We start from the raw sequence: 17458 nt of genomic DNA on the forward strand, positions 1-17458 counted from the left end.
TAACTGCGTATTTTTTGAAATCAAATAGCTTGTATATACAACAGGAGCATATTATGAATAATAGACTTGACGAATCGCGTATTATCCGCGCCCCGCATGGTGATAAAATCAGTGCTAAAAGCTGGCTCACCGAAGCGGCTAAACGTATGCTAATGAACAACCTCGATCCTGAGGTTGCTGAACACCCTCATGCACTTGTTGTATATGGTGGTATTGGCCGTGCTGCGCGCGATTGGCCATGCTTTGATAAGATCATCGAAACATTAGACCGACTTGAGGACGACGAAACCCTGTTAGTGCAATCAGGTAAACCTGTTGGCGTGTTTAAAACACACAGCAACGCACCTCGTGTATTAATTGCCAACTCTAACCTTGTGCCCCACTGGGCTAATTGGGATCACTTTAATGAGCTCGATAAACTTGGCCTGATGATGTACGGACAAATGACAGCGGGCTCTTGGATTTACATCGGTTCGCAAGGCATAGTGCAAGGCACGTATGAGACCTTTGTCGCGATGGCTAAACAACACTTTAACGGTGAAGCAAAAGGCAAATGGGTATTAACTGGCGGTTTAGGCGGAATGGGTGGCGCACAACCTCTTGCTGCAACTATGGCGGGCTTTAGTGCGCTAGTGGTTGAATGTGATGAAAGCCGCATCGACTTTAGAATTAACACCCGCTATGTTGATGTAAAAGCCACTGACCTAGATCACGCATTAACCCTTATTAATGAAGCCTGTGCAAAAGGCGAAGCCTTATCTGTGGGCTTACTTGGCAATGCTGCAGATGTATTTAGTGAACTTGTTAAACGCAATATCACCCCGGATGTCGTTACAGATCAAACGTCAGCTCACGATCCTCTTAATGGTTATTTACCGCAAGATTGGAGCATGGAACACGCCGCAGCAATGCGCGAACAAAACCCACAAGCTGTTGTAAAAGCTGCGAAGCAGTCAATGGCTGTGCAAGTTAAAGCGATGTTGGCATTACAAAAAGCCGGCGCTGCAACAACTGACTATGGTAATAACATTCGTCAAATGGCATTAGAAGAAGGGGTAGAGAATGCCTTTGACTTCCCAGGTTTTGTACCTGCTTACATTCGCCCATTATTCTGTGAAGGTATTGGCCCGTTCCGTTGGGTTGCACTTTCTGGTGATCCAGAAGACATATATAAAACAGATGCTAAAGTTAAAGAGCTTATCCCTGATGATAAACACTTACATAACTGGCTTGATATGGCCCGTGAGCGTATTCAATTTCAAGGGTTACCAGCACGAATTTGCTGGGTTGGCTTAAAAGACCGCGCTCGCTTAGCGCTTGCGTTTAATGAAATGGTGAAAAATGGTGAGCTTAAAGCGCCAGTGGTTATTGGTCGTGATCATTTAGATTCAGGTTCAGTTGCTAGCCCTAACCGTGAAACAGAAGCGATGAAAGATGGCTCTGATGCTGTATCCGATTGGCCATTACTAAATGCACTTCTGAACACAGCTGGTGGTGCAACTTGGGTATCACTGCATCATGGTGGTGGCGTAGGTATGGGCTTTAGCCAACACTCAGGCGTTGTTATTGTTGCAGACGGCACAGACGAAGCCGCCGCACGTGTAGGCCGCGTTTTATGGAACGACCCTGCCACAGGCGTGATGCGCCATGCGGATGCAGGTTACGACATTGCAATTAATTGTGCCAACGAGCAAGGTTTAGACTTGCCAATGCTTAATAAGGAATAATCATGTTTGAATACACTCTCACACCCGGCCAGCTTGATTTAGCGACATTGCGTAAAATAAACCAATCGCCAGTTGCACTAACATTGGCCGCTGACAGCGAGATAAAAATTGCTGCCAGTGCGCAAACAGTACAAGATGTGATTGATGAAAACCGAACTGTATACGGTATTAACACCGGGTTTGGTTTATTGGCTAACACCAAAATAGCTGAACATGAGCTTGAGTTATTACAGCGCTCAATTGTACTGTCTCATGCCGCTGGTATTGGTGAGTATATGGATGACAGCACGGTACGTTTAATGATGGTTTTAAAAATCAATTCGTTATCACGTGGCTTTTCTGGTATTCGCTTAAAAGTGATTGAGTTTTTTATGCAATTACTTGCTGCAGAAGTCTACCCTTGCGTGCCTAAAAAAGGCTCTGTGGGCGCATCGGGTGATTTAGCTCCATTATCACATATGTGCTTACCTTTATTAGGTGAAGGCGAAATGCGCCACCAAGGCAAACTTATAAAAGCCACTGAAGGACTTGAAATTGCAGGGTTAGCACCACTTACTCTAGCAGCAAAAGAAGGCCTAGCATTATTAAACGGCACACAAGCATCTACCGCTTTTGCTTTACAAGGTTTATTCCGTACTGAGAATCTGTATGCACAAAGTTGCGCCATTGGTTCTATGAGTATCGAAGCCGCTATGGGTAGTCGCTCTCCTTTTGATGCACGTATTCATGAAGTGCGCGGTCAACGTGGACAAATTGATTCTGCGGCTATTTTTCGTAACATGTTGGATGAACATTCTGAAATTAGTGAAGCGCATATTGATTGTGAAAAAGTACAAGACCCTTACTGCTTACGCTGCCAACCCCAAGTTTTAGGTGCTTGCTTAACACAAATTCGCCAAGCCGCTGAAGTATTATTGTGTGAATCAAATGGTGTGACTGATAACCCGCTCGTATTTGCTGATGTAGGCGATATTATTTCTGGTGGTAACTTCCATGCAGAGCCCGTTGCAATGGCAGCAGATAACTTAGCCTTAGCTATTGCTGAAATTGGCGCACTCGCTGAACGTCGTATTGCCTTATTGATCGATTCAAACCTATCGAAACTGCCCCCGTTTTTAGTTGAAAATGGCGGCGTTAACTCAGGCTTTATGATTGCCCAAGTTACGGCAGCTGCACTCGCGTCAGAAAACAAATCACTCGCGCACCCGGCATCGGTAGACAGCTTACCGACCTCTGCAAACCAAGAAGACCATGTATCAATGGCGACGTTTGCTGCTCGCCGGTTGGGTGAAATGGCAGACAATACACAAGGCGTACTCGCTGTTGAGTGGTTGGCTTCTGCGCAGGGCTTGGATTTTAGAGCGCCACTTAAAGCATCTGCTAAAGTAGAGCAAGCAAAAGCAACCTTACGCGAGAAAGTGAGCTACTACGATAAGGACCGTTACTTTGGTCCAGATATCGAAGCGGCAAACACTTTGCTAGCGCAAGGCGAGCTTTGTAGCTTATTGCCTAAAAATGTACTGACATCATTCTAAGTAATAAACACAGGGTTTAAATATCGTATTGATACGTAAACCCAAGTGACTCTATAGCCGAGCCATCAATAATTCGCTCGGCTTTTTCATGACTTGAAAACGTAGGAGGTTGTGTCCCATTTTGCGTACATTTTTGTTGGTAGTAATCAACCTTGCTTGGATGCGATGGGTTAACCACATTATAAATTGGGTCGGCCTCCTGCCAATGTTCAAACACTGAAACAATCGCGTTAATCACATCCTGCTGGTGCACCATGTTTACCACTTGCTGACTAGAACTATTCAGCTCCTTACCTGCTACAAACTGACCGGGGTCACGGTTTGGGCCAACTAGGCCAGCTAAACGTAAAACTTTACCACCGGTATTTAACACACTTTGCTCAGCATCGATTAGCTTTTGCTGGCGCTCACTTGAGCCAGTAATAGCAATACTCTCATCGTATACTCGGGCTTCTTGATTATAAATACCTGTGGATGAACACAAGACAAATCCTCGCATATTCATGTTTTTTGCAAGCGATAAGCACTGTGTAAGTGTTGCTTGATAGTCGCTGTCTTTTTTTCGACTACGGGGGGGAATGGCACAAACCCACCACGCATTTTCTAAATCGAGTTGATGATGAAGGTGATTGTCTTTAAATTCCAACTGACGTAAAAAATCATGGTCATGGTCAGTACTTCTATGTGTTCCTTGCACTAACCAATCATGCTCAAGCCTATCGAAACATAAAGCTTGACCTAACCAACCGGCGCCTAATACAACTAATCGCTGTTTATTTTCACCCATAAAATAACTAAATCCTTACATTTTTGTAATATTCGACATATTTGTCTTACCTCAGAATATGGCGAATAAGACAAAGATATGATTAGATACATACTTACTGCTTACTTTACTAAATAATAAGAATGTGTGCATCATGCTTAAAAATCTATCACTGCAAAAGAAAATATTATTCCTAATTGGGGGAACAATTAGTGTATTACTGCTTATTGCTTCAGCCTATTTTGTTAATCATATCGCCTCACTCTCTCGACAAGGCATTGAACGTGAAGCTCATAGCTACTTGCAAAGTGAACAACTATCCATGCAAGGCTACTTTGCTAAGTACGGTAAACTAGTCAGTACGTTTATTAATAATCCACATCTCGTTAATTGGTTTGATGCGTGGGATAAACGCGATCAACCTCTTGATAACGCGCCTGGCTATGATGAAGTTGACCAAGATTTTGTGCGGATCAGCAGCAGTGACGAGAATGTTTTGTCAGCATTTTTTGCCTCTGCGAAAACCGGTGAATACTTCAAAGAACACGAACGCACTACGCACTACAATGGCCAACCATACTATGCATACAAGCGTGGATGGTGGCAAGATGCACTCAAACTCAATCGACTTTATGTTGGCCCAATATCTGTTGATTTAACTACAGGTAATGCGTCTGCGGTGGTTCAACAACCTGTATATAACCAGCAAAACGAATTAGTGGGTTTTGGTGGTGTTGATTTGCAGCTTAATAAAATCAATAAAATGGTTGAAGATATTCGCTTTAATGGGCAAGGCTATGGCTTTTTACTCGATGGCGATCAAAAAGTAGTGCACCTTTCAAACCGCACTAACCATAAGTTATCTGTGACCGACGAAGGCCCTAATGGTAAAGAAGGCTTAGAACAATTAGAAAAGCAATTCAGTAATACCAGCGGCTTTAGCGAGCTTAACCTTGCAATGAAAAACAACACACGTGGAGATGCGAGCGTTACCCTGCAAGGACAAGAATACTTTGTTGTTTACGACCGCCTACAATTAGAAGAACCTTACCTAAACTGGTACGTTGGTATTTTAGTCCCGCGCTCAATGATTGATGAACCCGTTAATCAAGCCGTCACCACCACAACCACCTCTGTGATAATTATTCTTATAATTATTATCGCTATGATCGTTTGGGCCACCCATATGATCTCAAAACCAATTAAAACACTCACTAACATCATGCGTGATATCGCCTCAGGAGATGGTGATTTAACCCAAAAAATCACTATTGATAGTAAAGATGAAGTGGGCCAATTAGCTCTTCACATGAATACTTTCATCGATAAGCTTCGCGCCATGATGTTAGATACTGCCGCACAGGCTGAACAATTGACGAATGCGGCTGCTCAGTTAAAGTCAGTTTCAACAAAAACTAACGACGAAATCCAGCAAGAAAAGCAACAAGTTGATAGTGTCAGTGCTGCGGTTACAGAAATGGCTACCACCGTGATGGAGATTTCGCGTAATGCTCAGCACACCAATAGTGCCGCAGAAGAAGTGCAACATATTACCGCTGACGGCGCCTCTCGTTCGCAAAACGCCCAAAGTGTGATGACTGCATTAGCTGATCACATTGGTGAGGCATCAAAAGTGGTTGCAGGATTAGAGCAAGAAAGTGGCAATATAGGTGCCGTTGTAGACGTTATTAACTCGATTGCAGAACAAACCAACTTGCTGGCACTGAACGCCGCAATAGAGGCCGCGCGTGCTGGTGAACAAGGTCGTGGCTTTGCGGTTGTTGCAGATGAGGTTCGCTCGCTCGCCAGCCGTACTCAAGAGTCAACAGATGATATTCGCAATATGATCACGCGCCTGCAACAAATTGCTCAGCAAGCATCCACCATGATGCAACAAGGCCAAGAGCGCGCTCAAGGCTCTGTTGAGCAAACGCAAGAAGTACTTGATGCTCTGAAAAACATTGCAGACTCTGTGACCAAAGTACAAGATCAAAGTCATCAAATAGCAACTTCTACTGAGCAGCAAACAGTAGTCGCTGAAGATATTAATAGTAGCTTATCGGCTATTAATAATTTAGTGAACAGTACCGCAGATCACGCTTTGGAACTTGCCGACGAAGCACGTGATCTTAATGACCTTGCCAGCTCTCTCAATAATACGGTCAATCAGTTTAAACTTTAAAGCTGATTTAAACATACAAAAAAGAGTGCCGAGTGCACTCTTTTTTGTTGTAGATCAATAACGCTTCACTGCAATTTTTTATAATGACGCAAACTGAATATAAAGGTGCGCGTGATGATAAATTTACCCAAGTGGGATCAAAGCTTAATAAATAAATACAATGTATCAGGGCCAAGGTATACCTCTTACCCGACAGCTTTATCCTTTAATGAAGGTTATCAGCAAAATGACCTTATTGATGCTATAGCGTCTTCATCTAGCAATAGCTTGTCTTTATATATACATATTCCGTTTTGCAGTCAGCTTTGTTATTACTGTGGCTGCAACAAGGTGATTACACGCCATCAATCGAAAGCCGACCTTTACCTAGATTACTTAGAAAAAGAAATCATCGCGCAAGCACCACTTTTTAATCATTATCACGTTGAGCAACTTCATTTAGGCGGCGGCACCCCTACATTTTTAACCGCCGAGCAAATGACTCGTTTAATGACCTTATTAAGCCAGCATTTCAGTTTTACCGACGATGCTGAACGAGGGATTGAAATAGACCCCCGCTCGCTTGCTGACGGCATGCTTATTCACTTAAGCAGTCTAGGCTTTAACCGCGTATCATTTGGCATACAAGACTTTAATGATGCAGTACAACTGGCGGTTAATCGCCCGCAAAGCGCTGAAGACGTGAAAGGTCTTATAAGCCAAGCGCGTGAATTAGGTTTTTCATCGATTAATGCTGATATGATTTATGGCTTGCCACTGCAAACACCTGCAAGTTTTAAAGAGACAATAGAGCAGCTCATTGAACTGAGCCCTGATAGAGTGTCCGTGTTCAATTATGCTCACTTACCTGATCGTTTTGCTGCACAACGAAAAATAAAAGACGCAGATTTACCAAGCGCTCATGACAAACTTACCATGTTTAAAAATACGCTTGAGCAAATGACAAAGGCTGGTTATCAATTTATCGGTATGGATCACTTCGCAAAAGCTGACAATGAGCTTGCTGTTGCACAAAATAATCAACATTTGCATCGTAATTTTCAAGGTTATACAACCCATGGAAATTGTGACTTATTAGGTTTAGGTGTGTCATCAATTTCACAAATTGGTACCTCTATTTTACAAAACCAAAAAGAATTAAAGCATTACTATAGTGCCTTAGAAAACCAAGCGGGTTGTGCTGTCATAAAAGGAATGAAATTGAGCAGTGATGACGTGATCCGCGCAGATGTTATCAAGCAACTGATCTGTCATTTTGAACTTGATATGCAACATATCGCTGCAAAATATCAATTAGCATTTGATACTTACTTTGAGGATTCGTTACAAGCATTAAAGCCATTACAAGAGGATGGCTTGGTTACCATAGAGAATCATCGCATTACCGTTACCGCACGGGGCAACTTATTTATTCGTATTATTTGTATGTGTTTTGATGCGCACTTACAACAACAAATAAGTGCCACTCGGTTTTCTCGGGTCATTTAGAGAATAATAAAAAAGCAGACCTAGGTCTGCTTTTTTAATGCATTCATTGATAGAGTCGCTTAGTTAAAAACCACGTTCTCACTACCAGGAGCCGCTTTAAACTCCTCGATGATCTTTTTACAGTCCGCTTTAATTTGAGCTGCATGCGTTTCTTCTGCACGCCAACGGGCCGTATCTTGTTTGAAAATTTCTTTTTTTGAATACTTTTTACGTGCATCGTGAGTTGGCATTTCTTTCACCACTTCATACATTGCAAAAATACCCGGATAGCGAAGTGTTAAATCACTCTCTTGTGCAAAACTGTACTGCGACATTAACACCCATATGCGTAAACTGCCCTCAGAGAACTCACATTGCTCTTGCTCCATAGCACGGGCAATTAGGTGAATACTATCAGCAAGCTTTGCATTACGCTCCATACGCGATTTAGCAAGCTGTTGTTGTTGCTTAGCTTGCTCCTTCGCTATTTGCTCGTTTTGCGCTTTGAGCTTATAGAGTAGTTGCCCTGCGTAAAACGCTAGCCCTGCGATGATCACAGCGCCCACACACAGAGCCAAGACCATCATATTCATTATTTATCATCCTCATCATCTAGCCACTCATTAGCTAGATCGTTTGACAAGTATTGATCAAAATCACTATTGCCTTGATCTTCATATTCTTCATCTTCAAAGTCGTCTTCTGGCTCATCTTCAATGCCCAGAATTTCGCATAACACTTGATGACGATCTATTCGGCTATTAAAGTATTTAGCATCTTTACCTGTTAGCATTTCACCTTGCTCATGGCGCTCAACAAGCTTTAACAAGCGCTCATCATTCTCTAATGCTTCAAGCTCTTGCGCTGGTGATAACTCTGGCTCAGTGACTTTTACAAGCTCAACCTGAGGCTTTAGGTTGCGTTTCAATTCAACTACTGGCTCAGGCGCTTTAGCAACTAAAGGTACAGGCTTTTTACTGCCCACACGCTTGTCTTTATTCTGAGGATTGCTACTTTTTGTTTCCTGCTCGAGCGCATCTACGGCGTTACGAGAGCCCGGTTTTGCACCTTTGTGCTTTTTAACGCGCTGCTCTTTCAAAGCACGTATTTCCTTTAGCTTGTCTTGACTCAAACGAACCGGTCCGTTTGATGGAATTTTACGTGATTTTTTCTTTCTACTCATATCTTGATCGTCTCACTTAAGAGGTTTTGAACAACACACACTATGGCGTTGCAGTGCTGGCCTTGCCAGAAGAATTCGGTCAGTGCTGAATGAGGTTGGGTTACTCGACTACTAGCGCACTTTTTCGCTCGCTATTGTAACAGGACAAATAAAAAGGCGGTAGAGAAAACATCTCTACCGCCTACTAATCTGAGCGCCATAATTCTGGACACTTCTCCCTTCGACTTTTTAGTCTTTATTATTTTTATTATTGCTGTTCCATTTTGTTATTGTTATTACCTTCCCTGTAGCATTCCATTTTATTGTTATTATCAAACTTCCATGATTTTTTATTATTCTCGGTCTTCAATGACACTTTTTTAGTATTTCCTTTGAGTACATCAATCGATGTAAATCCTCAATATTGACGCTAACTACTTTCCTTATAGCTAAATCCATTTTGTTTTTATTGTTCGTTGCGACAGGGGATAATTTACGCATTAATAATTTTGTTACAACTAATTTATATATTTTTTCTTACAAGAAACAAGTTGAAACATTACCAAGGTAATAATTTACAATAACTTACGAAAAATTTAAAAATAAAAATAAGACTTTACTCACACATGACTATGGTCAATGTCTTACAAAGTGACGGGGGGAAAACGATGAATTTTAGATACAAAAAAAGCAGCGTGAGCTGCTTTTTCGCTAATATGTAGTTTAGTACTAGTTAAAAAACCAGTCTATACTACTTTAGTGTAGTCCACCTAGGTACTGAGAAAGTACTTCAATATCTTTGTCAGTTAGCTTTTTAGCTATATCTTGCATCATACCGTTTAGGTCATTGTTACGACTGCCATCACGAAACTTTTCAAGCTGCGATTTTATGTAACCTGGGTGCTGAAACGAGATCTTAGGAAACTTAGCCAGTGAAGAGCCATTACCTCGTGGGCCATGACATGAAGCACATGACGGAATGCCACGCTCAGCATCACCTGCTTTGTATAGCATTGCGCCTACTTCAACTACATCTTTAGGTGTTGACCCTTCAGACATATTCAGTGAAGAAAAGTAAACCGCTATATCTTTCATGTCTTGATCACTAAGAGGCATTGCCATAGCGCTCATAACAGGATCCATACGACCCTCTTTACCGCCAGACGTCATACCTGATTTGAACTCGACTAATTGTTTATAAATGTAATCTGCGTGTTGACCTGCAATCTTAGGGTAGATATTAACCGGCGCATTACCGTCTGGGCCGTGACAAGCCGCACACGTTGCTGATTTTTCTTTACCTGCGTTTACATCGCCATCAAATGCTGTTGCGTTGCTTGCTGACAACGCACCAAGCAATATAGTTAAAGATAGTGCTATTTTTTTCATGGTGAATTCTCTGTTTCCGACCCTGTATCATCTACAATATGGATGTTGCGATTTATATATTCTACACGATAATAAATTCTCTGGCACGTTTTCTACTCATATTAAACTTATAAATTATAGGGTTTTGACCTAGATTAAGCTTTATTCACATGCTTTTGCTTTATTTGAGACACTTTTGTTGCCTTAAATCCGCTTTTTAATGTGTTGGTAATAGTATAAAATACGCGCCCTGAGTAAACTTAGTTTACTTTTTATTCTTTTTCACTGTACTTAGGAAAGCCTGTGCTTAAATCTCGTATCAAATACAACACTGCGTCGTTCGTTACCAGCGCTCCAGATATCACTAAATTACCTGCTGATACGGGAATTGAAGTTGCTTTCGCGGGTCGTTCCAATGCTGGTAAATCAAGTGCATTAAACGCACTAACCGATCAAAAACTAGCACGTACTAGTAAAACACCTGGACGCACGCAACTAATTAATACCTTTGAATTAGCAGATGTTGATGACATGCGGCTCATTGATTTACCTGGCTATGGATTTGCCAAAGTACCTATTGAAATGAAAAAGAAATGGCAAAAGTCATTAGGTGAGTATTTACAAAAACGCCAAAGTTTAAAAGGTATTGTGGTACTCATGGATATCCGCCACCCACTAAAAGATCTCGATTTAGATTTAATTAACTGGGCTATTGGTAGTGATATTCCAGTATTAGCGCTTCTAACCAAAGCAGATAAGCTCAAGCAAGGTGCTCGTAAAGCACAAGTTCTTCAAGTACGCCGTGAATTAAGCAATCTTGAAGGTGATATTACAGTCCATGCATTTTCATCTTTGAAAGGTACGGGCTTACCTGAGTTGGCTAAAAAGCTAGATGAATGGTACCTAGGACCTGTTGTTGCAGTTCCACCGAGTAATGATACACCCGACTCAGAGGCTTAATTAGCCAAGTAAAAGCGCTGCGATGCGGATTGAATGAAATAGCCCTGCTCATCCGCTTGTGCTATTTCTTCTGCCCATTGATAAAAAACACTTCGCGTTACTCGTGCACTACACCCATTCGGCAATTGTAAATACGGTACTTCATTACCTTGATAGTGTTGCATTATTAAAGGCTGCTCAGGGGTTACTAACCACACTCGCTCAAGATTATCAGTACAACATAATACGTCACCCTGCTCTGTTTGTTCATAACGCCAACTCACAACCATAAATGGTGCATCAGCAACAGTTATCGCAATCTTTTCTGCAGGTGTTTTTAAATAAAATGCTCCCTGCTCTTTACATAAGACAGACGCAAACAACTTTACCAAGTTCAATCGCGTTATCTCGCTGCCTTGATAGTACCACTTTGCATGGCAATCTATTTCAATCGGCAATGAACCACACAATGAGGGGTGCCATTGTTCAAATGGCTTACTGGGCTGAGATAACAATGCCGCTAAATCTGAAACTGACTGCATAAATTACCTTAACAATAATAAAAATTGATTTTTTACCATATGCATTTGTATTGAACAAATGCATATATACCCAAACCAGCTCAATAGGCCGAATTCAGCGTTTTACAGGGGCTTGGGTATACTACATATTATTGCGCTTTTTCTAGGGTGAGTGAATAACTTATAGGCACAGCGGTGGCTATCGCAGACAGCCCTGCTAGTTTTTGTAGTGTTGCAATTCCCTCTGTAACAGAAAAATCAGCCGCATTAATAATCAAAGGCGATAAAGACGAGACTGTTATATCACCATCTTGAGAGACATTTACTAACACGTCTGTGCTGATCTGTTTTTGTTGTCCATGAAAGTTAAGCTCAGCTGAAACTGCTTTCAGTGTATGCTGGCCAGTCTTAAGCTGGGGCAGTTGCTTACTTAAATCCGCACGTAAAATTGCTTTTGGGAATTTGGCGGTTTCAAATACAAATTCAGTCATACGCTGGTTGCGAATTGGGATCATTGTCTCCACTGATGCTAGATCGATATTCACTTTAAAGTTGCCTTGCTCAGATAGTGAACCAGATACAGCATTAAAATAATGTACTTCAGCGATACTACTATTCTTGATTGAAACAAAACTCACTTTGCTTTTATCGTTGTTTAACTGCCAATCAGCATGTGCGGTGTTGCTCACAAATATACTTGCCAATGAAAAGCCTAATACAGTAAAAGATTTAACCACGACACTATCCTTTCAAAAATGAAAATGAGGTCAAATGGTATCACTTAGACACTTTAGTGCAATAAATAGTACGGCGGAAACACACGTTGAAGACAAGAAAAAACGGCTCTGTAAATACATACAGAGCCGGTATAGCAAACTGGGGAGAAGCTATCAATAAGTTGCACCCTTTCGAGTGCATCATCAACAGGATGTCCTACAGGATGAGGACGGCGCGGACTTTAGCAAATCAATTAGCATAAATAAACAAAATACACTGACCAAATCGCATAATTGATAAACATATAACGTAACCTACAAAATATATTTCATTTTAACATTTAAATAACACTGTAAATGAGTGAAATTTGTTCTACTTATCTGGATAGAACATATACTCAACTGTTATTGGTGACTCACTAACAACACCTTAAAACGCAATAAAACGACGCTTTTAGCGCCGTATTCTCAAACATAAAAAAGCGCGGCCAAATTGGCTGCGCTTTTTATAAGCTCATTCACTAATCGCAATTACTAGTGCGCTTGTTCCCAGTTATCGCCGGTGTCGGCTTCAACAATCAATGGAACATCTAATTTAGCGGCATCAGACATCAACTGACAAATTTGAGCGGTGTATTGCTCTGCACACTCCGCTTTAATTTCAAACACTAATTCATCGTGTACTTGCATCAATAGTTTTACCGTATTGGGTGCTTGCTCATTGACCCACTTGTGTACAGTGAGCATCGCCTTTTTAATGATATCAGCAGCAGTACCTTGCATTGGTGCATTAATAGCTGCGCGTTCTGCTCCTTTTCGACGAGCGCCATTACGGGCATTGATTTCTGGTAAATGTAACCGACGTCCAAAAATAGTCTCGACGTAGCCATTCTCAGCAGCTTTCTCGCGTGTTGATTCCATATAATCAAGTACACCAGGGAAACGCTCAAAGTACTTATCAATATAATGCTGCGCTTCATGACGTGGCACATCAAGTTGACGCGCTAAACCAAATGCTGACATGCCATAAATCAAACCAAAATTGACCGCTTTAGCTTTACGACGCATATCTGTGGTAACGTCTTCAAGCTCAACACAAAATACTTCTGCAGCAGTTGCACTGTGTACATCGAGGCCATTAGCAAAGGCATTTAGTAAGCCTTTATCTTGCGATAAATGCGCCATTATGCGCAGCTCAATTTGGCTGTAATCGGCCGCAACTATTTTATACCCATCAGCAGCAATAAAGGCTTCACGGATACGACGCCCTTCTTCTGAACGAATTGGAATATTTTGCAAGTTAGGATCGGTAGAGCTTAATCGCCCTGTTGCTGTAACAGCTTGATGGTAAGAAGTATGAACACGGTTGGTTTGTTCATTAACCATCAGTGGCAATTTATCGGTATAAGTCGATTTAAGTTTAGATAATCCACGATGCTCAATAATAAGTTTTGGCAATGGGTAATCATGCGCCAGCTCTTGCAATACCTCTTCAGCAGTTGACGGTGCACCTTTTGGGGTCTTTTTAATTACAGGCAGTTCAAGCTTTTCAAACAATAACACTTGGAGCTGTTTCGGTGAGCTTAAGTTAAATGGTTCGCCGGCAATTTCAAACGCTTCTTTTTCAAGCTCTATTAATCGCTCACCTAAGCGTTGACTGTGTGCTGCCAGCATTTTACTGTCAATGGCCACACCTGTACGTTCTATATCTGAAATAACGCTTACTAAGGGTAATTCAATTTCTTCAAAAACTGATTTTAGTTTTTCATCTGCTTCAATTTTAGGCCAAAGTACTTGGTGTAAACGCAAGGTAATATCGGCATCTTCAGCAGCATAAGGCGCTGCTTTTTCAAGTTCTATTTGATTGAACGTTAACTGCTTTTTGCCTTTACCTGCGATATCTTCAAAACTGATATTCTTATGCCCTAAATACTTAAGCGCCAATGAATCCATATCGTGGCGTGTACCGACGCTATTAAATACATAAGACTCTAGCATCGTATCGAACTTGATCCCGTTTAATTCAAAGCCAGCATTCGCTAACACACTCTTATCATATTTGAGGTTTTGACCAACTTTGGCTTTATTCGCATCGGCTAAAATAGGACCAATTTTAGCCATTACGGTTTCAACCGATAGCTGCTCTGGCGCATCAGGATAGTCATGTGCCACAGGTAAATAGAACGCTTCACCTGCTTTAACTGCAAAGCTCATCCCCACTAACTGCGCCTGCATATAGTCTAAGCTTGTTGTTTCAGTATCAAAAGCAAACAGCTCTGCATCATTTAATTGCTTAACTAATGTATCTAACTGCTCGGCTGTTAGAACCGTTTCGTAATGAGCTTCTGCCACTTTAGGCAGTTCATTGGCTTCACTTGGTACTGCTAGGTTTGTATCGGCATCTTTTGGATTATCAAGTAGCTCTGCTAACCAACGGCGGAATTCACATTCACCATATAATGCAATAAGTTCATCACGGTTAGGCTCTTGCAGCTTAAATGTATTTAAGTCTGATTCTACCTCAACATCACATTTTATAGTTGCAAGCTCATAACTTAGCGGTAAGTGATCAACTGCCGCTGCCAGTTTTTCACCAATCTTGCCTTTTATCTCACCCGCATTATCTAATACGCCCTGTAATGAACCGTATTTTTGTAACCATTTAACCGCTGTTTTTGGACCACAGCCATCAACACCTGGAATATTATCAACCTTATCTCCCATTAAAGCTAAATAATCGATAATCAACTCAGGGCCAACACCAAACTTTTCAACAACCGTGACAGGGTCTGAAATGCTATCTGTCATGGTGTTGATCAAGGTAACGTGCTCATTTACCAGCTGAGCCATATCTTTGTCACCAGTAGAGACAAGCACATGTCGCTTCTGCTCAGTTGCGATACGGGCAAATGTACCAATCACATCATCCGCTTCAACACCTTCGATACTAATTAGCGGAAACCCCATTGCTTTAATGATGCTGTGTAATGGTGCAATTTGCGTACGCAAATCGTCAGGCATAGGCGGTCGATTCGCTTTATATTCACTGTACATATCATTTCTAAAGGTTTTACCTTTGGCATCAAAAACAACCACCATATGCGACGGATCATATTGTTTGATCAAGCTTTTAAGCATATTGATCACGCCATAAATTGCACCTGTTGCTTCTCCTTTAGAGTTAGTTAAGTGCGGAGGAGAATGATAAGCACGAAATAAGTAAGAAGAGCCATCAACTAAAATGAGTGGGTTTTCTGGGATCTGAGCCATGGTGTAATTGGATCCTAAATAAAAGATAAACAGAATTATGATAAGCATGCCATAAGGCAAAACATAAAACGACTGTGAATTAGTGAACTAATTTTTTAATGATAGAGTAAGTTGTGGATAACTTTGTAGATAACAAGCACAAGAAATTCTTCCAAAGTAGTTAATACGACCTAGAAATGATATAAGTGTTTGTTTTTATATAAAAAGATAATACGACGTTCTTTTTTATTATTTTTTGGCAAATGTGGAAAAGCAATTTTAACTCTTTTACATCTAGCCTTTTACACGGTTATTTTTTACCCTTCTAAATAACCGGACGAGCATTCTACCACAATGGATCAAAGATCATAGTGATCCTTTATAATTTTTTCCTCTTATAAGGGATCAATAAAAGTATATGCCCTGATTTTACAATGCATAAATAAGATTGAGGGCGCTACTTTCACAAAAATTAATTTTAGTTGCATGCTAAACTCGGGTCTGTTGACCTTTCAAGATTAAATTTGCAAAGGTCAACAGACCCTAAGCAATATTCGCAAAAGGAGAACCTCTATAATGAAAAAAATAGCAGTCATTTTATCAGGCAATGGTGTGTACGACGGCGCAGAAATAAATGAAGCAGTGCTAACCCTACTGCATATCGCAAAAGCCGGTGCGGCGTATCAATGTTTTGCACCAGATATAGACCAAATGCATACTATTAATCATTTAACCGGCGAGCCAATGGATCAAAATCGAAACGTATTGATTGAAGCTGCGCGTATTGCAAGAGGCGATATCAAGCCACTTACTGAGCTTAATGCAGAACACTTTGATGCAGTGATCTTACCTGGCGGATTTGGCGCTGCAAAAAACCTCTGTGACTTTGCAGTAAAAGGAGCTGAAGCACAGCTTCAATCTGATATCAAAGTTGCTTGTCAGCAGTTCGCATCACTTAAAAAACCTGCTGGTTATATCTGTATTGCTCCCGTTATGATCCCACTAATTTACGGTGCAGGCGCTAAAGCAACAATAGGTAATGATGCTGATACAGCCGCCGCAATCAATACTCTTGGCGCAGAACATATTAATTGCGCAGTTAATGATATTATTGTCGATAAGCAGCATAAATTAGTAAGCACACCCGCATACATGCTTGCAGAATCTATTTTAGAAGCGGATGCCGGGATCGAAAAGCTCGTTACAGCCGTAATAAATATGTGTTAATCCAAATAAAGCAGCTAAAACCGCGATCAAATTAATGATCAGTAAATCGATATTTTTTGCGTTAAAGCAAAAAATGTCGATTTTTCAAAATAAAAACGACTCACAGCGTTTTATAAATTGTAGCTAAGCGTTATAATCGTTCTAAATTCCGTCATCTATCGTGATTGATCACGTTCAAATCGAAGTGAGCAAGGCAAAATGAAAAAACTATCAGCAGCATTATTATTGCTAGCAACCACCGTAAACGCACAAGCATATGATAACTCTATGACTGAAGATGCGATCAAAAAACGTATCGCACCAATCGGTGCAGTATACTTTGAAGGCGATAAAGCCGCTGCTGCTGAAGTACCAGCAGGCCCTCGCTCTGGCGAACAGGTGTATCAAGCCTCGTGTTTTGCATGTCACGGAACAGGTGCACTAGGCGCGCCTAAATCTGCTGATGACTGGGCTCCTCGCCTAGCTAAAGGTGCAGAGACATTATTAGACCATGCAATAAATGGTTTTAATGCGATGCCACCAAAAGGCACATGTATGGATTGTTCTGATGATGAAATTCAAGCAGCCATCACATTCATGACTAAAAAGTAATACTTAAT

14 protein-coding genes are annotated in these 17458 nt (G+C 41.2%); 7 read left to right on the top strand and 7 right to left on the bottom strand.

All coding sequences use genetic code 11. The annotated features are described in order from the left end of the window. The first annotated feature begins 53 nt into the window (after positions 1-53). Together hutU and hutH are read left to right on the top strand one after the other, a co-directional pair. Positions 54-1727 carry a urocanate hydratase gene (gene hutU / locus CSC79_RS08430; RefSeq protein WP_099295385.1) on the top strand — a complete coding sequence of 558 codons (1674 nt, stop codon included), beginning with the start codon at positions 54-56 and terminating at the stop codon, positions 1725-1727. Between the two features lie 2 nt (positions 1728-1729). Then, positions 1730-3262: a histidine ammonia-lyase gene (hutH, locus tag CSC79_RS08435; RefSeq protein ID WP_099295386.1), complete on the top strand. Its 1533-nt coding sequence runs from the start codon at positions 1730-1732 to the stop codon at positions 3260-3262. A 16-nt stretch (positions 3263-3278) separates the two neighbouring features. On the opposite strand, the gene CSC79_RS08440 is transcribed toward hutH, so the two are convergent. Further along, a complete protein-coding gene (locus CSC79_RS08440) occupies positions 3279-4049 on the bottom strand; it encodes an NADP-binding protein (RefSeq protein ID WP_099295387.1) in 771 nt (256 codons plus the stop codon). A gap of 133 nt (positions 4050-4182) precedes the next feature. On the opposite strand from CSC79_RS08440, the gene CSC79_RS08445 reads away from it, so the two are divergent. Continuing rightward, positions 4183-6210 (top strand): methyl-accepting chemotaxis protein, encoded by a 2028-nt coding sequence (locus CSC79_RS08445; protein WP_099295388.1) that lies wholly within the window; start codon positions 4183-4185, stop codon positions 6208-6210. A gap of 114 nt (positions 6211-6324) precedes the next feature. Further along, positions 6325-7698: an oxygen-independent coproporphyrinogen III oxidase gene (gene hemN / locus CSC79_RS08450; protein ID WP_099295389.1), complete on the top strand. Its 1374-nt coding sequence runs from the start codon at positions 6325-6327 to the stop codon at positions 7696-7698. 59 nt (positions 7699-7757) lie between these two features. Here the strand turns inward: hemN and CSC79_RS08455 are convergent, their stop codons facing one another. The 3 genes from CSC79_RS08455 to CSC79_RS08465 all read right to left on the bottom strand — a co-directional run bounded on the left by CSC79_RS08455 (position 7758) and on the right by CSC79_RS08465 (position 10228). Further along, on the bottom strand, positions 7758-8273 hold the full coding sequence (locus CSC79_RS08455; RefSeq protein WP_099295390.1) for a DUF2489 domain-containing protein: 516 nt from the start codon (positions 8271-8273) through the stop codon (positions 7758-7760). Further along, on the bottom strand, positions 8270-8860 hold the full coding sequence (gene yihI, locus CSC79_RS08460) for a Der GTPase-activating protein YihI (protein WP_099295391.1): 591 nt from the start codon (positions 8858-8860) through the stop codon (positions 8270-8272). The genes CSC79_RS08455 and yihI overlap by 4 nt, the downstream gene beginning before the upstream one ends. A 735-nt stretch (positions 8861-9595) precedes the next feature. Next, positions 9596-10228 (bottom strand): c-type cytochrome, encoded by a 633-nt coding sequence (locus CSC79_RS08465; RefSeq protein WP_099295392.1) that lies wholly within the window; start codon positions 10226-10228, stop codon positions 9596-9598. 282 nt (positions 10229-10510) lie between these two features. Between CSC79_RS08465 and yihA the strand changes: the two genes are divergently transcribed. Next, on the top strand, positions 10511-11167 hold the full coding sequence (gene yihA, locus CSC79_RS08470) for a ribosome biogenesis GTP-binding protein YihA/YsxC (RefSeq protein WP_099295393.1): 657 nt from the start codon (positions 10511-10513) through the stop codon (positions 11165-11167). On the opposite strand, the gene CSC79_RS08475 is transcribed toward yihA, so the two are convergent. From CSC79_RS08475 to polA, 3 genes are all read right to left on the bottom strand, one after another. Beyond that, the gene (locus CSC79_RS08475) at positions 11164-11688 is read right to left on the bottom strand and encodes a DUF1285 domain-containing protein (protein ID WP_099295394.1); all 525 of its coding nucleotides are present in this window, start codon (positions 11686-11688) and stop codon (positions 11164-11166) included. The two genes, yihA and CSC79_RS08475, sit on opposite strands and share 4 nt — an antisense overlap. Before the next feature lie 128 nt (positions 11689-11816). Continuing rightward, on the bottom strand, positions 11817-12404 hold the full coding sequence (locus CSC79_RS08480; RefSeq protein ID WP_099295395.1) for a YceI family protein: 588 nt from the start codon (positions 12402-12404) through the stop codon (positions 11817-11819). A gap of 513 nt (positions 12405-12917) precedes the next feature. Continuing rightward, entirely contained in the window at positions 12918-15653 is a 2736-nt protein-coding gene (polA, locus tag CSC79_RS08485) for a DNA polymerase I (protein WP_099295396.1), read from the bottom strand. A gap of 555 nt (positions 15654-16208) precedes the next feature. On the opposite strand from polA, the gene elbB reads away from it, so the two are divergent. Both elbB and CSC79_RS08495 read left to right on the top strand, forming a co-directional pair. Continuing rightward, on the top strand, positions 16209-16859 hold the full coding sequence (elbB, locus tag CSC79_RS08490) for an isoprenoid biosynthesis glyoxalase ElbB (protein WP_099295397.1): 651 nt from the start codon (positions 16209-16211) through the stop codon (positions 16857-16859). Positions 16860-17057: 198 nt separating this feature from the next. Next, the gene (locus CSC79_RS08495) at positions 17058-17450 is read left to right on the top strand and encodes a cytochrome c5 family protein (protein ID WP_099295398.1); all 393 of its coding nucleotides are present in this window, start codon (positions 17058-17060) and stop codon (positions 17448-17450) included. The last annotated feature ends 8 nt before the right edge of the window (positions 17451-17458 follow it).

The organism is Pseudoalteromonas sp. 3D05 (assembly GCF_002723455.1).
Classification (GTDB): Bacteria; Pseudomonadota; Gammaproteobacteria; order Enterobacterales; family Alteromonadaceae; genus Pseudoalteromonas.

What these genes read in the sequence shown, in the direction of transcription:
- CSC79_RS08440 (WP_099295387.1), bottom strand. Translation starts at nt 4,049, where the DNA reads ATGGGTGAAAATAAACAGCGATTAGTTGTATTAGGCGCCGGTTGGTTA.
- CSC79_RS08475 (WP_099295394.1), bottom strand. Translation starts at nt 11,688, where the DNA reads ATGCAGTCAGTTTCAGATTTAGCGGCATTGTTATCTCAGCCCAGTAAG.
- hutH (WP_099295386.1), top strand. Translation starts at nt 1,730, where the DNA reads ATGTTTGAATACACTCTCACACCCGGCCAGCTTGATTTAGCGACATTG.
- CSC79_RS08465 (WP_099295392.1), bottom strand. Translation starts at nt 10,228, where the DNA reads ATGAAAAAAATAGCACTATCTTTAACTATATTGCTTGGTGCGTTGTCA.
- hemN (WP_099295389.1), top strand. Translation starts at nt 6,325, where the DNA reads ATGATAAATTTACCCAAGTGGGATCAAAGCTTAATAAATAAATACAAT.
- CSC79_RS08445 (WP_099295388.1), top strand. Translation starts at nt 4,183, where the DNA reads ATGCTTAAAAATCTATCACTGCAAAAGAAAATATTATTCCTAATTGGG.
- hutU (WP_099295385.1), top strand. Translation starts at nt 54, where the DNA reads ATGAATAATAGACTTGACGAATCGCGTATTATCCGCGCCCCGCATGGT.
- polA (WP_099295396.1), bottom strand. Translation starts at nt 15,653, where the DNA reads ATGGCTCAGATCCCAGAAAACCCACTCATTTTAGTTGATGGCTCTTCT.
- CSC79_RS08495 (WP_099295398.1), top strand. Translation starts at nt 17,058, where the DNA reads ATGAAAAAACTATCAGCAGCATTATTATTGCTAGCAACCACCGTAAAC.
- yihI (WP_099295391.1), bottom strand. Translation starts at nt 8,860, where the DNA reads ATGAGTAGAAAGAAAAAATCACGTAAAATTCCATCAAACGGACCGGTT.
- elbB (WP_099295397.1), top strand. Translation starts at nt 16,209, where the DNA reads ATGAAAAAAATAGCAGTCATTTTATCAGGCAATGGTGTGTACGACGGC.